The sequence below is a fragment of the Pseudomonas yamanorum genome, from assembly GCF_900105735.1.
Lineage (GTDB): Bacteria > Pseudomonadota > Gammaproteobacteria > Pseudomonadales > Pseudomonadaceae > Aquipseudomonas > Aquipseudomonas yamanorum.
Window position 1 is genome coordinate 2,451,488 of record NZ_LT629793.1, and the last position, 16,658, is coordinate 2,468,145.

The 16,658-nt window shown below is 62.0% G+C and carries 13 protein-coding genes; 6 read left to right on the forward strand and 7 right to left on the reverse strand.

Features of this window, described 5'->3' with window-relative positions:
* Window positions 1-128 precede the first annotated feature (128 nt).
* A complete protein-coding gene (locus tag BLU46_RS11855) occupies window positions 129-803 on the forward strand; it encodes a heavy metal response regulator transcription factor (RefSeq protein WP_063033171.1) in 675 nt (224 codons plus the stop codon).
* Entirely contained in the window at window positions 800-2,203 is a 1,404-nt protein-coding gene (locus BLU46_RS11860) for a heavy metal sensor histidine kinase (RefSeq protein WP_093201889.1), read from the forward strand. Before BLU46_RS11855 ends, BLU46_RS11860 begins: the two co-directional genes overlap by 4 nt.
* Window positions 2,204-2,240: 37 nt before the next feature.
* On the opposite strand, the gene BLU46_RS11865 is transcribed toward BLU46_RS11860, so the two are convergent.
* The 3 genes from BLU46_RS11865 to BLU46_RS11875 are packed head-to-tail and all read right to left on the reverse strand — an operon-like array spanning window position 2,241 to window position 7,780.
* Entirely contained in the window at window positions 2,241-5,402 is a 3,162-nt protein-coding gene (locus BLU46_RS11865; protein ID WP_093201893.1) for a CusA/CzcA family heavy metal efflux RND transporter, read from the reverse strand.
* Window positions 5,403-5,420: 18 nt separating this feature from the next.
* A complete protein-coding gene (locus BLU46_RS11870) occupies window positions 5,421-6,539 on the reverse strand; it encodes an efflux RND transporter periplasmic adaptor subunit (protein WP_093201902.1) in 1,119 nt (372 codons plus the stop codon).
* A 17-nt stretch (window positions 6,540-6,556) separates the two neighbouring features.
* Window positions 6,557-7,780, reverse strand: coding sequence for a TolC family protein (locus BLU46_RS11875; RefSeq protein WP_093201908.1), 1,224 nt, complete (start codon window positions 7,778-7,780; stop codon window positions 6,557-6,559).
* A 160-nt stretch (window positions 7,781-7,940) separates the two neighbouring features.
* Here BLU46_RS11875 and BLU46_RS11880 point away from each other — a divergent pair, with 160 nt between their 5' ends.
* Window positions 7,941-8,615, forward strand: coding sequence for a heavy metal response regulator transcription factor (locus BLU46_RS11880; protein WP_008437506.1), 675 nt, complete (start codon window positions 7,941-7,943; stop codon window positions 8,613-8,615).
* 3 nt (window positions 8,616-8,618) lie between these two features.
* Here BLU46_RS11880 and BLU46_RS11885 read toward each other — a convergent pair whose 3' ends face one another.
* The gene (locus BLU46_RS11885) at window positions 8,619-9,524 is read right to left on the reverse strand and encodes a cation diffusion facilitator family transporter (RefSeq protein WP_063033176.1); all 906 of its coding nucleotides are present in this window, start codon (window positions 9,522-9,524) and stop codon (window positions 8,619-8,621) included.
* Between the two features lie 217 nt (window positions 9,525-9,741).
* On the opposite strand from BLU46_RS11885, the gene BLU46_RS11890 reads away from it, so the two are divergent.
* Entirely contained in the window at window positions 9,742-11,112 is a 1,371-nt protein-coding gene (locus BLU46_RS11890) for a GntT/GntP/DsdX family permease (RefSeq protein ID WP_023659163.1), read from the forward strand.
* Window positions 11,113-11,217: 105 nt separating this feature from the next.
* Here the strand turns inward: BLU46_RS11890 and BLU46_RS11895 are convergent, their stop codons facing one another.
* The gene (locus tag BLU46_RS11895) at window positions 11,218-12,501 is read right to left on the reverse strand and encodes an MFS transporter (RefSeq protein WP_093201911.1); all 1,284 of its coding nucleotides are present in this window, start codon (window positions 12,499-12,501) and stop codon (window positions 11,218-11,220) included.
* A 189-nt stretch (window positions 12,502-12,690) separates the two neighbouring features.
* Here BLU46_RS11895 and BLU46_RS11900 point away from each other — a divergent pair, with 189 nt between their 5' ends.
* Complete coding sequence (locus tag BLU46_RS11900; protein WP_063033179.1) at window positions 12,691-14,109, forward strand: short-chain fatty acid transporter; 1,419 nt, start codon at window positions 12,691-12,693, stop codon at window positions 14,107-14,109.
* A gap of 23 nt (window positions 14,110-14,132) precedes the next feature.
* Here BLU46_RS11900 and BLU46_RS11905 read toward each other — a convergent pair whose 3' ends face one another.
* Together BLU46_RS11905 and BLU46_RS11910 are read right to left on the reverse strand one after the other, a co-directional pair.
* Window positions 14,133-14,477: a HepT-like ribonuclease domain-containing protein gene (locus BLU46_RS11905; protein ID WP_093201916.1), complete on the reverse strand. Its 345-nt coding sequence runs from the start codon at window positions 14,475-14,477 to the stop codon at window positions 14,133-14,135.
* The gene (locus BLU46_RS11910; RefSeq protein WP_076014916.1) at window positions 14,474-14,764 is read right to left on the reverse strand and encodes a nucleotidyltransferase family protein; all 291 of its coding nucleotides are present in this window, start codon (window positions 14,762-14,764) and stop codon (window positions 14,474-14,476) included. The genes BLU46_RS11905 and BLU46_RS11910 overlap by 4 nt, the downstream gene beginning before the upstream one ends.
* 158 nt (window positions 14,765-14,922) lie before the next feature.
* Here BLU46_RS11910 and acpA point away from each other — a divergent pair, with 158 nt between their 5' ends.
* Window positions 14,923-16,623, forward strand: coding sequence for an acid phosphatase (gene acpA, locus BLU46_RS11915; protein WP_093201922.1), 1,701 nt, complete (start codon window positions 14,923-14,925; stop codon window positions 16,621-16,623).
* Window positions 16,624-16,658: the final 35 nt, after the last annotated feature.

The following is a 16,658-nucleotide window of genomic DNA, read 5'->3' on the forward strand; positions in this document are numbered from 1 at the left end:
GCCTGCCGGTTTTGCAGCGCAACAACCAGTCACAAACTGCCCGGTTGACCCTGTAGCTACTTCAGCCTTCAGGCTTCGGAAAATCCGAATCACAGTCTCTCTCTCTATCAATAAAAGGTAAATCCTCCATGCGTATCCTTGTGGTTGAGGACGAGCAAAAAACCGCCGCCTACCTGCAGCAGGGCCTGACCGAAAGCGGTTACGTGGTCGACTGTGCAGCCAGCGGCGTGGACGGCCTGCACCTGGCCGCGCAACACGCCTATGAACTGGTGATTCTCGACGTCAATCTGCCGGCCAAGGATGGCTGGGAAGTGCTTGAGCAATTGCGCCGCGACAGCAGCCAGCGGGTGATGATGCTGACGGCCCGTGGCCGGTTGGCCGACAAGATCAAGGGCCTGGACATGGGCGCCGATGATTACCTGGTCAAACCCTTCGAGTTTCCCGAGTTGCTGGCCCGGGTGCGCACCCTGCTGCGTCGCAGTGAGCACATACCGGTGCCGGAAGTGTTCCAGGTGTCGGACCTGGAGCTGGACCCACGCCGCCACCGCGCATACCGCGGCAACCGACGTATCGACCTGACCACCAAGGAATTCGCGCTGCTGCATGTGCTGATGCGTCAGTCCGGCGAAGTACTGACCCGCACGCAGATTATTTCCCTGGTCTGGGACATGAATTTCGACTGCGACACCAACGTGGTGGAAGTCTCCATCAGCCGCTTGCGGGCCAAGGTCGATGACCAGAGCGACGTCAAGCTGATCCATACCATTCGCGGCGTGGGTTATGTGCTGGAGGCCCGCCAATGAAAGCCAGCAGCCTGTCGATGCGCCTGGGGCTGACGGTGAGCCTGATGGGCGCCGGCCTGGTGGTGTTGCTCGCGACCTTGGCGTACCTGGCCCTGACTCACGAGCTGGAGAAACTGGCGCGCAAGGGCCTGGAAAGCAAAATGGAACAGATCCAGCACAGCCTCGCCCTCGGCCTGGACACCCGCGACATCCGCGCCCGCCCGCACTCGCTGATGGACCTGGTGATGGGGCACGATAATTTCTACCTGACCATCGTTGGCACCGCGCCCGATGAAGTGGTGCTGCTCAGTGTCGGCGCCAAGCCACAGGAACCGTTGCTGACCGACTTCGCCCCGTCCCAAAACCTCGGTTACCTGAACTGGGATGACACCAATGGTAATCAAGTGCTGAGTGCCTCCAGCCTGATGCGCCTGGCCAGCGGTGAACGCGTGCGGGTCCTGTTATCGCTGGATCGCCGGGACGATCAGGCGCTGCTCAGTGCGTACCTGCGTTCCACCGTGATCGCCCTGCCGCTGCTGTTGCTGCTGATCGGCATCGGCGCCTGGTGGGTGGTGCAACGCGGGCTGGCGCCGCTGCAGCAGTTCAGCCGCGTCGCCGCAAAAGTCACCACGCAGGACATGACCCACCGCCTGGCTGTGGATAACTTGCCCAAGGAGCTGGGCGAGTTGGCGCAAGGCATCAACTTCATGTTGCAGCGCCTGGACGGCGGCGTGCAGCAGCTGTCGCAGTTCTCCGATGACCTGGCCCATGAGCTGCGCGCGCCGCTGACCAACTTGATGGGCAAGGCCCAGGTGACGTTGTCCCGGGAGCGCCCGCCGCAGGAGTACAAAGCGGTGCTGGAATCCAGCACTGAAGAGATGGAGCGCTTGGCGCGGATCGTCTCCGACATGCTGTTCCTGGCACAGGTCAGCCACCCTGCGGCGCGGGTTTCGTTTGCGCCGGTGTCCCTGGCCGATGAAGCGCGCCGGGTGATGGAGCTGTTTGCCTTGAGTGCCGAAGACAAGCAATTGACCCTGAGCCTCGACGGCGATGCGTCCGTGCATGGCGACCGCTTGATGATTCAGCGGGCGATTTCCAATTTGCTGTCCAATGCCATCCGTCATACACCCCACGCCTCCGCGGTTTCGGTGCGGGTGGAAACCCACGGGCAGCAAGTGTCGCTGTCGGTGGGCAACCCCGGCCCCGGGATTGAAGCGCAACACCTGCCGAACCTGTTCGAACGCTTCTACCGCGTCGACAGCAGCCGCGCTCGCTCCGAAGGGGGGACCGGGCTGGGGCTGGCCATCGTGCGGTCGATCATGACCCTGCATCAAGGCCGGGCAGAAGTCAGCAGCGAGCCCGGAGATTTCACTGTGTTTCGGTTGGTGTTTCCCCTTCATGCCAACGCTATCTGTCAATAAACCATTGTGGCGAGGGAGCTTGCTCCCTCGCCACAGGTTATTGGTCAGGCATCAGGCGGTCTTCCTGCTCTTCACGCCGATGCGCCCAGTGATACAGCGCCGGCAATACCAGCAGGGTAAGCAGCGTCGACGAAATGATCCCGCCTATCACCACCGTCGCCAACGGGCGCTGCACTTCAGCGCCGGTGCCGGTGGCGAGGGCCATGGGAATAAACCCGAGGGAGGCCACCAGGGCCGTCATCAATACCGGGCGCAAACGCGTCAGGGCGCCTTCGTTGATCGCCGCCGACAGTGAACGCCCCTCCTCCCGCAGGCTACGGATGAACGCGATCATCACCAGCCCGTTAAGCACCGCCACCCCCGACAGCGCGATAAAGCCCACGCCCGCCGAGATCGACAGCGGAATATCCCGCAGCCACAGCGCCATGATTCCGCCGGTCAATGCGAAGGGAATCCCGGTGAACACCAGCAGCCCGTCCTTGAGGTTGTTGAACATCATGAACAACAGCCCGAACACCAGCAGCAACGCCACCGGCACCACGATGCGCAGGCGCTCGGAGGCTTCCTTCAACTGCTCGAACTGGCCGCCCCAACTGGTCCAGTAGCCCGCAGGAATTTTCACCTGGGTGCCGATAGCCGTCCCGGCTTCTTCAACAAACGAACCGATATCCCGCCCACGCACGTTGGCGCTGACGATCACCAGGCGCTTGCCGTTTTCGCGGCTGATCTGGTTGGGGCCGAGCACCAGGTCCAGGCTGGCGACTTCCGACAGCGCGATAAACCCCAACTGCCCTGCCGCGCTATTCGCCAGCGCCGGAATCGGGATCAGCAACCGCGACAGGCCTTCGATATCGGTACGCAGGGCGTCGGACAAACGCACGACCATGTCGAAACGCCGGTCGCCTTCGTACATCGTCCCGGCCTGGCGCCCACCCACGGCGACGGCAATCGTGTCTTGCACATCGCCCACGTTCAGGCCAAAGCGCGCGGCCTTGTCGCGGTCGATATTGATGGTCAGCACCGGCAAGCCGGAGGTCTGTTCCACCTTCACTTCCGAGGCGCCCTTGAGGGTTTGCAAGGTCTCGGCGATTTCCCCGGCGGTCTTGTTGAGCACCGCCATATCATCACCGAACACCTTCACCGCCACGTCGCTGCGCACCCCGGAAATCAGCTCGTTGAAGCGCAGCTGGATCGGTTGCGACAGTTCATACACGCTGCCCGGCACAATCGCACTGGCGCGCTGGATGTCGGCGATGATCGCCTCGCGGGATTTCTTCGGGTCGGGCCACTGGTCCTTGGGCTTGAGCATCACGTAGCTGTCGGAGATGTTCGGCGGCATCGGGTCGGAGGCGATTTCCGCGGTGCCGGTGCGGGCGAATACCCGCTCGATTTCCGGCACCTCGGCCATCAAGGTTTTTTCCAGTTGCTGCTGCATGTGCACCGACTGCGTGAGGCTGGTGCCCGGAACACGCATGGCCTGCAGGGCAAAGTCGCCCTCGCTCAGGCTGGGGATAAATTCGCTGCCCATGCGACTGGCCACCGCCCCCGACACCACGATGGTCAGCACCGCCAGGCCGAACACCAACGGGCGGCGCGCCATCACCCAATCCAGCACCGGCGCGTAGACGCGACGTGCGGTGCGCATCACCAGGTTTTCTTCTTCCTTGACCTTACCGGTGACGAACAGCGCAATCGCTGCCGGTACGAAGGTCACGGACAGAATCATCGCCCCCAGCAGCGCGATCACCACGGTGAACGCCATCGGGTGGAACATCTTCCCGGCCACCCCGGTGAGGGCGAAGATCGGCAGGTACACCACCATGATGATCAGTTGCCCGAAGATCAGCGCGCGCCGCGCTTCCTTGGCCGCCGCGAACACTTCATGCAGGCGCTCGCTGCGGGTCAACAATCGCCCGTAGCGCTGCTGGGCATGGGCCAGGCGGCGGATGGCGTTCTCGACGATCACCACCGCACCATCGACGATAATCCCGAAATCCAACGCGCCGAGGCTCATCAGGTTGGCGCTGACCTTGTTGGTAAACATCCCGGTAAAGGTGAACAACATCGCAAGCGGAATCACCATCGCGGTGATCAGTGCGGCGCGGATATTACCCAGGAACAGGAACAGCACCGCCACCACCAGCAGTGCCCCTTCGAAGAGGTTTTTCTTCACGGTGCTGATGGCTTTTTCCACCAGGTTGGTACGGTCGTAGACGGTGACGGCGACCACACCTTCAGGCAGCGAACGGTTGATCTCTTCGAGTTTTTTCGCGACGGCCTGGGACACGGTGCGACTGTTTTCACCGATCAGCATGAACACGGTGCCCAGCACCACTTCGCGGCCATTTTCCGTGGCGGCACCGGTACGCAGCTCGCGGCCAATGTCGACCTGAGCGACGTTGCGCACCCGAATCGGCGTACCGTCGGAGGTGGTGATCACGATGTTGGCGATGTCGTCGATGGACGCGACTTGCCCCGGCGCACGGATCAGCAATTGCTCGCCGCTACGCTCGATGTACCCGGCGCCGACGTTGGCATTGTTGCGCTCCAGCGCCGTGACCAGGTCGCCCAAGGTCAGGTTGTAAGCCGCCAGGCGCTTGGGGTCCGGGGCGATCTGGTATTCCTTGGCAAAGCCGCCGATGGTATTGATCTCGGCCACGCCCGGCACGTTGCGCAGTTGCGGCTTGATGATCCAGTCCTGGATCACCCGCAGGTCGGTCGGCGTGTAGGCGGAGCCGTCCTCCTTGCGCGCGCCGTCTTTCGCCTCCACGGTCCACAGGAAAATTTCCCCGAGCCCGGTGGAAACCGGCCCCATCATGGTTTCGATGTCATCGGGCAATTGCTCGCGCGCCACCTGCAAGCGTTCGTTGACCAATTGGCGGGCGAAGAACAGATCAGTGCCATCCTTGAAAATCACCGTGACCTGGGACAAGCCCGAGCGCGACAGCGAGCGTGTCTGCTGCAAGCCCGGCAGCCCGGCCATGGCGGTCTCGATGGGAAAGGTGATGCGCTGTTCGGTTTCCAGCGGCGAAAACCCCGCTGCCGCCGAGTTGATCTGCACCTGGACGTTGGTGATATCCGGCACTGCGTCGATGGGCAATTTCTGATAACTGGCGATGCCGACACCGGCCATCAACAGCACCGCCAGCAGCACGATGATGCGCTGCTCGATGGCAAATTGGATAAGGCGCTCAAACATGGGAAATCACTCGCAGGGTCAATGGGCGTGCTCGGCCGAGGCCTTGCCCAACTCGGACTTGAGGATGAAGCTGCCGACGGTGGCCACCTGCGCGCCGGCGTCGAGGCCCTGGCGGACTTCGACGAAACCGTTTTCGCTGACGCCCAGTTCGATATGCCGGGTCATGAAGCCGTCGCCGGTGCGCACGAACACCGAGGGCTTGTCTTCGACGGTCTGGATCGCTTCCTGGGGGACCGTGATTTTGGCCTGGTAAGTGTCGGTGGCAACTTGCACGGAGACGAACAGCCCTGGACGCCACGAGGCATCGGGGTTCGGCACCGTGACGCGCACGGTGGCCGTGCGGGTTTGCTCCCCCAGCAAGTTGCCGACATAGGCCACGGTACCCAGCACTTCGGTGCCCATTTCCGAGGAGGTGACCTTCACCGGTTTGCCGACTCGGACCTTGTTCAAATCCTTGGGGAACACGCCGAAGGTGACCCACACCTGGGACAGGTCCGAGAGGGTGAAGGCGTTGCTGGTCTCGCTCACCACTTCACCGACACCCAGGTGTTTTTCCACCACTACGCCGTCAAATGGCGCACGCAATTCGTAGCGATTGCCGCCGACCAATACGGCGCTGCCGCTCAGGGCGTTCATCTTTTGCCGGGCATTGTTCAGAGCGATTTCGGCCTCTTGCAGCGCCTGGCGCGCCAGCAGGTAATCCTGTTCGGCGGAGATCTTGTCCTGCCATAACTGGCGCTCGCGCTGGAAGGTGGTGCGGGCCAGCACAACCCGGCGTTCGCTGGCCGCCAGTTCACTGCGCTGATCGGAAATCTGCTGGCTGGCGATCACCGCCAACAGCTCGCCCTTCTTTACCGATTGGCCGAGGTTGACCTTCACCGACTCCACTACGCCAGCGGCACGCGGGACGATGTGGGAGGTGCGGTCCTCGTCGAAACGCACCTCGCCTGGCAGTGAAAGCACGGTGCTGATCTGCCGGGATTGCGCCGGAGCGAGTTGAATGCCGGCGGCCTGGACCTGCTGTTCGGTCAGCTCGAGCTTGCCTTCTTCTTCCGCCTCAGCCGCCATGCTGGTGGCCGGCCACGCCAGCATCAGCCCCAGCGCGATGGCCAGCGCCTTACTTTGTGTGTTGTTCATGGAACGCTCCTGGAAATTCAAAACCGGGCGAGGTCGCCGTAAATCCGTTCGATACGCACCCAGGCTTCAGTGGCCTGGGCGGTCGCCGCGAGGTATTGGGTGCGGGCCGCAATCAAGGTGCGCTGGGCGTCGAGCACTTCGAGGAAGTTGAACTTGCCCATCTCGAAGCCACGGGTGGCGCTGTCCACCGCGCTTTGGGCGGCGGGCAGGATCTGTTGGTTGAACGAACGCACTTCGGTATTCGCGGTTTGCCAAAGGTCCAGGGCCTGGCGGGTTTCGGTGCGCAGGCGCAGTTCGGCGGCGTTGCGCAGGTCGCGGGCCTGGTCGGCACGGCGACTGGCAGCGAGCACGTTGCCCTGGTTGCGGTTGAACAGCGGGATTGGCATCGACACGCCCACCACGTTGACCCGCTCGCGCACGCTGGCGTCGTACTGGCTGCCGATGGACACGTCGAGATCGGGAATGCGCTGGGCCTTTTCCAGGCCAAGGGCTGCCTCGCCCTGGACGATTTGCAGCTCGGCCAGGCGCAGTTCGACGGTTTGCTCCAGGCGCCCGAGCAACTGCGCGGTCGGCGGTAAAGCAGGTGCCGCTTGGGCTTGGGGGGCGACCGCCTGGAAGTCGGTACTGGCCGCGCCGGTACTGGCGGCGAGGCGGCGATAGGCGTCGGTCAGGCCCATCTGCGCGCGGTTGAATTCGAGGCGAATTTCCGAGAGTTGCACCTGGGCGCGGGTGGCTTCCACCGGGGACGATTTGCCGGCAGTGACGCGACCGTTGGCAACCACCAGGCCGCGCTCGGCCAATGCCAATGAGCGCTGGGCCAAGTCGAGGCGTTCCTGGGCCCGAAGCGCGCCGTAGTAACCGTCGATAACATCCGCCCGCAGCCCGTTGCGGCGCTGCTCCAGGGTCAGTGCCGCGGCTTCCTGGGCGCGGGTGGCGACATCAATCCGGGCGCCGCGCTTGCCACCCAGTTCCAGGGTCTGGCTCAGTTTGACGGTGGTGGTGCGCGAGTTGCGGCGGGTGTCTTCGGCATCCCAGGAGGCGACCGGATTCGGGATCAAACCGGCCTGTTGGCGACCGCCCTGGGCGATGTCGATTTCCCACTGTGCAGCGGCCATATCCGGGTTGTTGGCGAAGGCGGTTTGCAGGGCCGATTCGAGGGTCAGGGTTTGCGCATTGACGCCCTGAACCGTTATCAGCAATAGAACGGCGGGCCCAATGAACGTGCTTATAAAAGTTGGCATAACCAGAGTTCCATGCCCATGAATTAACAGGTGGGCAATGTAACTTTCAGTACTTATCAGAGGAGTGGCCAGAACATTACAAATCCGTTAGCAACGGCTCTACCACGGGCTTTTGCTTTAAGCTCCCGGCAACTTTCCACTGCCCAGCGGGATCCCCGACATGCGTATTCTGGTCATCGAAGACGAACCTAAAACCGCCGATTATTTACATCAGGGATTGAGCGAAAGTGGCTATATCGTCGACTGTGCCGCCACCGGTGCCGACGGCCTGCATTTGTCTCGCCAGCATGCCTATGACCTGGTGATGCTCGACGTCAATTTGCCGTTGATGGATGGCTGGGATGTGTTGCAACGCATCCGCCAGAACAGCAGCACGCGGATCATGATGCTGACCGCCCAGGGCCGCCTCGCCGACCGGATCAAGGGCCTGGACTTGGGCGCCGATGATTACCTGGTCAAGCCGTTTGAATTCCCCGAATTGCTCGCGCGCGTGCGGACCTTGATGCGCCGCAGCGTGCACTCGCCGGTGCCGGATGTGTTGCGGGTGGCCGACCTGGAACTGGACCAGGGCCGCCATCGGGCGTTTCGCGGCTTGCAGCGCATCGACCTGACCACCAAGGAGTTCGCCCTGCTGCATTTGCTGATGCGTCAGAGCGGCGTGGTGCTGTCCCGCACGCAGATCATCTCGTTCGTATGGGACATGAACTTTGATTGCGACACCAATGTGGTGGAAGTGTCGATCCGCCGTCTGCGGGCGAAGATCGATGACCCGTTCGAGCGCAAGTTGATCCATACCTTGCGCGGCGTGGGTTATGTGCTGGAAGACCGTGAATGACGGTCAGGCGTGCACCTCGTCGTGCTCGTCATGCTGAAAACCTTCGCCTTCGATCTGGATCGTGGCGTGGGAAATATCGAATTGTTCATGCAGTAACTCCGTCACCTGGCTGAGGATCTGTTGCTCGGTGCCTTGCGCCGAATCCGCCACCAAGTGAGTGCTCAGCACATTTTTGCCGCTGGTGAGGGCCCAGATGTGCAGGTCGTGCACATCCTTGACCCCGGGAACGCCGCGAATTGCCTGTTCCACCTTGTCGATGTCGATGCCGTCCGGCACGCCTTGCAGCAGCACGTTCATGCTTTCCTTGAGCAGCGTCCAGGTGCGTGGCAGCACCCAGAAGCCAATCGCCGCCGCCACCACCGAATCCACCCAGCCCCAGCCCGTGTACATGATCACCAGCGCCGCAATGATCACGCCCACAGAGCCGAGCATGTCGCTCCAGACCTCCAGGTAAGCGCCCTTCACATTCAGGCTTTCGCCGCTGGCCGCACTCAGTAATCGCATGGAAATCAGGTTGACGATCAGCCCCAGCACCGCGATCACCAGCATGCCGGTGGACTGGATCTCGGCCGGCGCCTGCAAGCGTTGATACGCCTCGTAAAGGATGTAGAACGCCACACCGAACAGCAGCAACGCATTAAACGCGGCAGCCAGAATCTCGAACCGCGCATAGCCGAACGTGCGCTTGCGGTCGGCGGCGCGCTTGGCCACCTGGATCGCTACCAGGGAAATCCCTAGCGCCAAGGCGTCGGTCATCATGTGCGCGGCGTCGGACAACAGCGCCAGGCTGCCGGTGATAAAGGCGCCGATCACCTCGGCAATCATAAAGCTGCCGGTGAGTGCCAATGCGATCCATAACAGCCGTTCATGGCCGGCGCGTACTTGGGCGTGGCTGTGTCCTGCACTCATGAAATGTCCTCGTGGGTCGTGGTCCGGTTGATCATAGAGCTATAGGTCAAAACCACCGGCATGGGTTGCGAAATTGTCATCCTGCCGTCAGTTGGGCGTTACGCCATGCGCACCAAAATTGAACATGAACGCTCTGGAACCGTTGTATCAGGTATGCTTTTCGAGCAGGAAACAAAAAGAAACATATTAGCCAACCTGTTCGATAAGGAGTCCCGTTTTGGAGCTATCGACTGCCGCGTGGATGGTTCACGACACCCGCCTCATGTTCTGCGTATTACTGGCCATCGCCAGCATCATTGTGTTGATCAGTGCGACCAAGCTGCCGCCCTTCCTGTCGATCCTGATCGGTACGTTTATCGCCGGTGTCGGCGCCGGCTTGCCGCCGGAAGAAGTGGCCAAGGCGTTCAGCAAAGGCGCCGGGGCGATCCTCGGTGAAGCCGGGATCATCATTGCCCTGGGCTCGATGCTCGGCGCGTTGATGGCTGAGTCCGGCGCTGCCGACCGTATCGCCACCACCCTGCTGGGGTTGGGCAAGGGCAAGTCGTTGCCCTGGGTGATGGCGCTGGTGGCGATGGTGATTGGCTTGCCGCTGTTCTTCGAAGTGGGTCTGGTGATGATGGTGCCGATCATCTTTGTGATGGCCAAACGTTCGAACCAGCCGCTGCTGAAAATCGCGATCCCGGCGCTGGCGGGCATGACCACCTTGCACGCTTTGATGCCGCCACATCCGGGGCCACTGATTGCGGTGGGCGCATTGCACGCCGACCTGGGCCTGACCATGTTGCTGGGCTTCTGCCTGGCAGTACCGGCCGTGATTCTGGCGGGCCCGCTGTACGGCAACTGGCTGTCCAAGCGCATGCACGTGGACGAGCCGGCCGACATTGGCGCGCTGTTCAGTGCACCGCCCAAGGCGCCGCGTCAGCCGAGCTTTGGTGTGTCGCTGCTGATCATTTTGTTGCCGGTGATCCTGATGCTCGGCAGCACCCTGGCCAAGGTTGCCATGTCGCCGGAAAGCCCGGTGGCACTGACCTTGAAATTCCTCGGTGAGCCGTTGATCGCGCTGGGCCTGGCGGTGATTGCCGCAGTGATTTGCCTGGGCTGGGCCAGCGGCATGCCGCGGGCCGATGTCGGCAATACCTTGCGCAAGGCGCTGGCGCCGATCGCGGTGCTGTTGCTGACCATCGGCGCGGGCGGCGGGTTGAAGCAAACCCTGCTGGATGCCGGCGTGAGCCAGACCATCAGCAAGGTGGCCGAAGGCGCGCACATGCCGTACCTGTTGCTGGCCTGGTTGATTGCGGTGGCGTTGCGTCAGGCGACGGGGTCGGCGACCGTCGCCACCACGACAACGGCGGGCATCCTGGCGCCGATGATGGCGGGGTTGGCGGCGACGCAAAGCTCACTGGTCGCGCTGGCGATTGGTGCCGGCTCGGTGTTCTTCTGCCACGTCAACGATGCCGGCTTCTGGATGGTGCGGGAGTACTTCGGCTTGCAGTTGAAGCAGACGATCTGGGTGTGGTCGGTGTTGCAGACCATCGTGTCGGTGGTGGGCCTGGTGGGCACATTGCTGATGTGGCACTTCCTGACGTAATGATCGTTCCCACGCTCCGCGTGGGAATGCATCCGAGACGCTCCGCGTCACAAGAGCAGACGCGGAGCGTCCAGGGAGGCGTTCCCACGCAGAGCGTGGGAACGATCAGGTGGGTTGGCGCTTGCCAAAATGCGCCGCACTCACTGCGCCCACCGCGCCCATTACCACGCAATAAACCACGCAGATCCACGGGCTGGAGGGCATCAATGCGATCAACATCAGCGGTGTGGTACTCGCCCACAGTGCATAGGCAATGTTGTAGGTGAAGGAGATTCCCGACACCCGCACCTGCGCCGGGAACAGGCTGACCATCACCGACGGCACCGCGCCCACCACCCCGCAACTCAAGCCGGCAATCGCATACGCCGCGCCCAACCACACACCGCCCGCAATCAGGCTCGCATAGAGCACGGCAATCCCCACCGGCAGCAACAGGCTGTAGACCAACACCGCACGCCAGGCGCCGATGCGGTCCACCAGCAGCCCGGCCAGCACACAACCGATGTTCAGGAACACGATGCCCAGCGCGCTCAGGGCGAACGTGTGGCCGGGGCTCATGCCGAAGGTTTTCTGCATCATGGTCGGGGTGATGACCACCAGCACCACGACCGCCGAGGTCAGTACGCAGGTGAGGATCATCGCCGGCAGCAGCGCGCTGCGGTGCTCCCGCAAGACGGTGCGCAGGGGCAGTTCGGCGCCGGCCTGGCGGCGGGCCTGCATCTGGAGGAATACCGGGGTTTCGCTGAGCCAGCGTCGCAGCCAGACACCGATCACACCAAACACGCCGCCCAGCAGGAACGGGAAGCGCCAGGCGTAGTCGAGGATTTCGGCCGGGGTGAAGACTTGCGCCAGCAGCGTCGCCGTCAGCGCGCCGAGCAGGTAGCCGAAGGTCAGCCCGGCTTGCAGGAAGCCGAGGGCATAGCCGCGATGATTATCCGGGGCGTGTTCGGCGACAAACACCCAGGCACTGGGTACCTCCCCGCCCACCGCCGCGCCCTGGAGGATGCGCAGCGCCAGCAGGATCAAGGGCGCGAAATAACCGATTTGTGCGTAGGTGGGCATGATCCCGATCAGCAGGCACGGCAGCGCCATCATCAGGATGCTCAGGCTGAACACCCGTTTGCGCCCCAGGTGATCGGCGAAGTGCGCCATCAGGATCCCGCCCAGCGGGCGTGCGAGGTAGCCCGTGACGAAGATGCCGAAGCTTTGCAGCAGGCGAAGCCACTCGGGCATTTCCGGCGGGAAGAACAGCTGGCTGAGGGTCAGCGCGAAAAATACGAAGATGATGAAGTCGTAGATTTCCAGGGCCCCGCCCAGGGCGGCCAGGCCCAGGGTTTTGTAGTCGGAGCGGGAGAAACGCTGCGCCTGTGGATAAGAGGTGGCAGTCATGGAAAAGCTCGGCAGGCAAACAAAATGGAATGCAGGTTATGAGCTGGCCCGAGTGAAGGCAATCGCGCTGGATATATTTGCTTTACTCATTGATCAATGAAGATAACTACATTCCCAAATGAATAGCCGTAGAGGAACATGCAGCAAAACTGCCGCCCCCCATAATAAATACAAATAGAGGTACTGAACGTGGCCGATGCTATCGAAGACAGCCGCTACGCCCGATTTGCCCTGCGTTGTTCAAACTTCGCCGAGCGCTGGTTCCCGGACTCCTGGGTGTTTGCCGCCCTCGCCGTGATTATTGTCGCGGTGGCGACCCTGGGCATGGGCGCCGCGCCGACCGAGGCCGCCAAGGCGTTTGGTGACGGTTTCTGGAGTTTGATCCCGTTCACCATGCAAATGGCCTTTGTGGTGATTGGCGGCTACGTGGTCGCCAGCTCCCCACCCGCCGTGAAACTGATCGACCGCCTAGCGCGCATCCCGAAGAACGGCCGCTCTGCGGTGGCGTGGGTGGCGCTGATTTCGATGGTTGCCTCGTTGCTCAACTGGGGCCTGTCTTTGGTGTTCGGCGGTTTGCTGGTGCGTGCACTGGCCCGTCGTACGGATTTGCGCATGGACTATCGCGCGGCCGGTGCTGCGGCCTACCTCGGTCTCGGTGCCGTTTGGGCGCTGGGGCTGTCGTCGTCCGCGGCGCAGTTGCAGGCCAACCCGGCCAGTTTGCCGCCGTCGATTCTGTCGATCACCGGGATGATTCCGTTCACGGAGACGATCTTTCTGTGGCAATCCGGCGTGCTGTTGCTGGCACTGATCGTGGTCTCACTGATCATCGCCTACGCCACCGCGCCCGGGCCGAACTCCGCCCGTGATGCCAAGGCCTGCGGGGTCGACCCGGCCTTCAACCTGCCCAAGCCGCATCCGCCAACCCGCCCGGGCGAATGGCTGGAACACAGCCCGTTGCTGACCATCCTGCTGGCGTTGTTGGCGGCCGGGTGGCTGTTCCATGAGTTTTCGACCAAGCCGGCGATCAGCGCGATCTCGGGGCTCAACACCTATAACTTCCTGTTCCTGATGGTGGGTGCGTTGCTGCACTGGCGCCCGCGCAGCTTCCTCGATGCAGTGGCCCGTGCGGTGCCGACCACCACCGGGGTGCTGATCCAGTTCCCGTTGTATGGCTCGATTGCGGCGTTGATGACCGTGGTGAAAGGCAGTGACGGCGCGACCCTGGCGCACCATATTTCGACCTTCTTCACCTCGATCGCGTCCCACGACACCTACGCGCTGTTGATGGGCGTGTACTCGGCGGTGCTGGGCTTCTTTATCCCGTCGGGCGGCGGCAAGTGGATCATCGAGGCGCCGTACGTGATGCAGGTCGCCAATGACCTGGAATATCACCTGGGCTGGGCGGTGCAGATCTACAACGCCGCCGAAGCGCTGCCGAACCTGATCAACCCGTTCTATATGCTGCCGCTGCTGGGCGTGCTGGGGCTGAAGGCGCGGGACTTGATCGGCTTTTCGTTTGTGCAGTTGCTGGTGCATACGCCGCTGGTGTTGTTCCTGCTGTGGGCGTTGGGCACGACGCTTAAATATTTGCCGCCGGTGATGCCTTAATTTTCCGAAGCTGCACCCGCTCTTCAGGCGGGTGCGGCTGGCAGGTTGCTCAGCAGCTCAGGTAGCGCGTGCTGGACCGTGTCCCATACCACTTCAAGATTTATATCGAAGTAACCATGGGCAATCCGGTTGCGCATCCCTCGCATACTGCGCCAAGGCACCTGCGGTTGGGCGGCTGCAAACTCTGGATGTTGATCCATTATTTTGGTCGACGCTTCGCCGATGATGATCAAACTCATGATCACGGCTTGCTGAGTACGCTTGTCTTCAAAAAACTCAGGCTTGCTCAAACCGTCGACAAAGGTAATCGCGTCAGATGATGCCTGGCGTATGTGCTCCAGGTAATCACCAATACGATTTGACGTCATACAGGCCTGGCCTCTGCCAAGACTTGGGCACGAAACTTCAATGGCAGGTCGCCAGGCGTCAGCAGGTCAACGTTGACCCCCAACAAATCCTCCAACTCAACCTGAAGCCCGCCAAGGTCAAAAAGCGTGGTACCCGGAAGTGCATCAACCAGCAAATCGAGATCGCTGCCCTCTTTGTCGGTACCGAGTAAAACAGAGCCGAATACCCTGGGATTGGAGGTGCGAAAGCGCCCGACCACTTCACGCACGGCCACTCTCTTGAGATCAAGGGCGGTTGAAGGTTTCATGATTCACCTCGAGGCATGCAATATCGTGCCAGTCTAGCAGTGCTTGGGATGGGTAAACATGCTGGCGTCATCCCACTCGTGTCTTCCATCCGTCACAATCCGCTGATACCGTTTCCGCGAAACATATTGCAACAACTATCCAGTAGGGATCCCCAGTAATGAGTGACGAGCACCAAGATCGCCCTTCTTCCGATAATGCTGAAAAGCCGCCAATAGACACTAGCCGTCGGCGTTTTCTGGGTAGTGCGGCGGTACTGGGGGTCGGAGCCACCCTGAGCGCCTGCGGCGGCACAGCTGAGCAGCCGGGCCCGCCGGTCGACCGCGAACTGACGCCTGCCGAACTGGACAAGGCCCTGCACGACAACGTGAAAAACGTGGTGGTGATCTACGGCGAGAACCGCAGCTTCAACAATCTGTTTGCCGATTTCCCCGGCGTAGAAAGCCCGCTCTCCGCGCTCAAGCCCGCCGACTACCAGCAACGCGACCGCGACGGCAACCTGCTGGATACCTTGCCTGAGGTGTGGGGCGGCGTGACCCAATTGGGTCCGCAGACCATCGACGGGGTGATCTACCCCAGCGCCACTCAATATCAGCAACACTTGCCCAACGCCCCCTTCGCGTTGAAAGGCCCGGACGGTGAAGACCTGCCGCTGGCCTTGATCACCCGTGACCTGTGGCACGTGTTCTATCAAAACCAGATGCAGATCAACGGCGGCAAGAACGACCGTTTTGTCGCCTGGGCCGACTCGGGTGCGCTGACCTTCGGCCATTACCCGCAAACCCGCTATTCCCTGCGCCTGTGGGACGTGGCCAGGGAGTTTGTGCTGTGCGACAACTTCTTCCAGGGCGCCTTTGGCGGTTCGTACCTCAACCACCAATACCTGATCAGCGCCCAGGTGCCGTTCTACCCGGACGCCGCCAATTCAGTGGCCAAGTCGCAGATCGCCACGTTGCAGAGCGACGACCCGACCGACACGCGCCTCAAGCCGCTGGACAAATCCCCGGCCAGCGCCATGACCGGCCCACCGCAATTCGGTCCGAGCGCATTGACCCCGGATGGCTATGCGGTGAACACCATGGCGCCGCCCTACTGGCCCACCTGGATCCGCGACCCGGAACGCCCGGACTACGCCAAGCCGGACCTGCCCAGCGTATTGGTGCCACAGTCCCACGAGCACATCGGCGACAAGCTGTCGAAGAAGAACGTCGACTGGGCCTGGTATGGCGGCGCCTGGCAGGCGACGATTGATGAGCACAAGGATTCGGCTGCGATTCCGAAGATCCCGAGTTTTCAGTACCACCACCAGCCGTTCAACTACTTCAAGCAACAAGGCCCGGAAAACCCGGTAGAGCGCAAGAAACGTCTGCGCGATGGCGGGCTGGGCGACGACCCGAGCACCAACCACTTCATGGCCGATGCCCAAGCCGGCACGCTGCCGGCGGTGAGTTTCTACAAGCCCCAGGGCAACCTGAACATGCACGCCGGTTACGCCGACGTGGCTTCGGGCGACCGGCATATCACCCGTACGTTGAAAATGCTGCAGGAAAGCCCGCAGTGGAAAAACATGGTGGTGATCATCACCGTCGACGAAAACGGCGGCTGGTGGGACCACGTTGCACCACCGAAAGGCGACCGCTGGGGCCCGGGCACACGTATTCCGGCGCTGGTCATTTCTCCATTCGCACGCAAGGGCACGGTGGACCATACGGTGTATGACACAGCGTCGATCCTGCGCCTGATCACCCGGGTGTTCCAACTGGAGAAACTCGACGGCATCAAGCTGCGGGACGAGTCGATGGTCGCCCGTGGCCAGAAACCCATGGGTGACCTGACCAATGCGTTGCACTTCAAGGTGTAGACGCACTTGCTCAAAAGCGACAAGCGCGCAGTTTT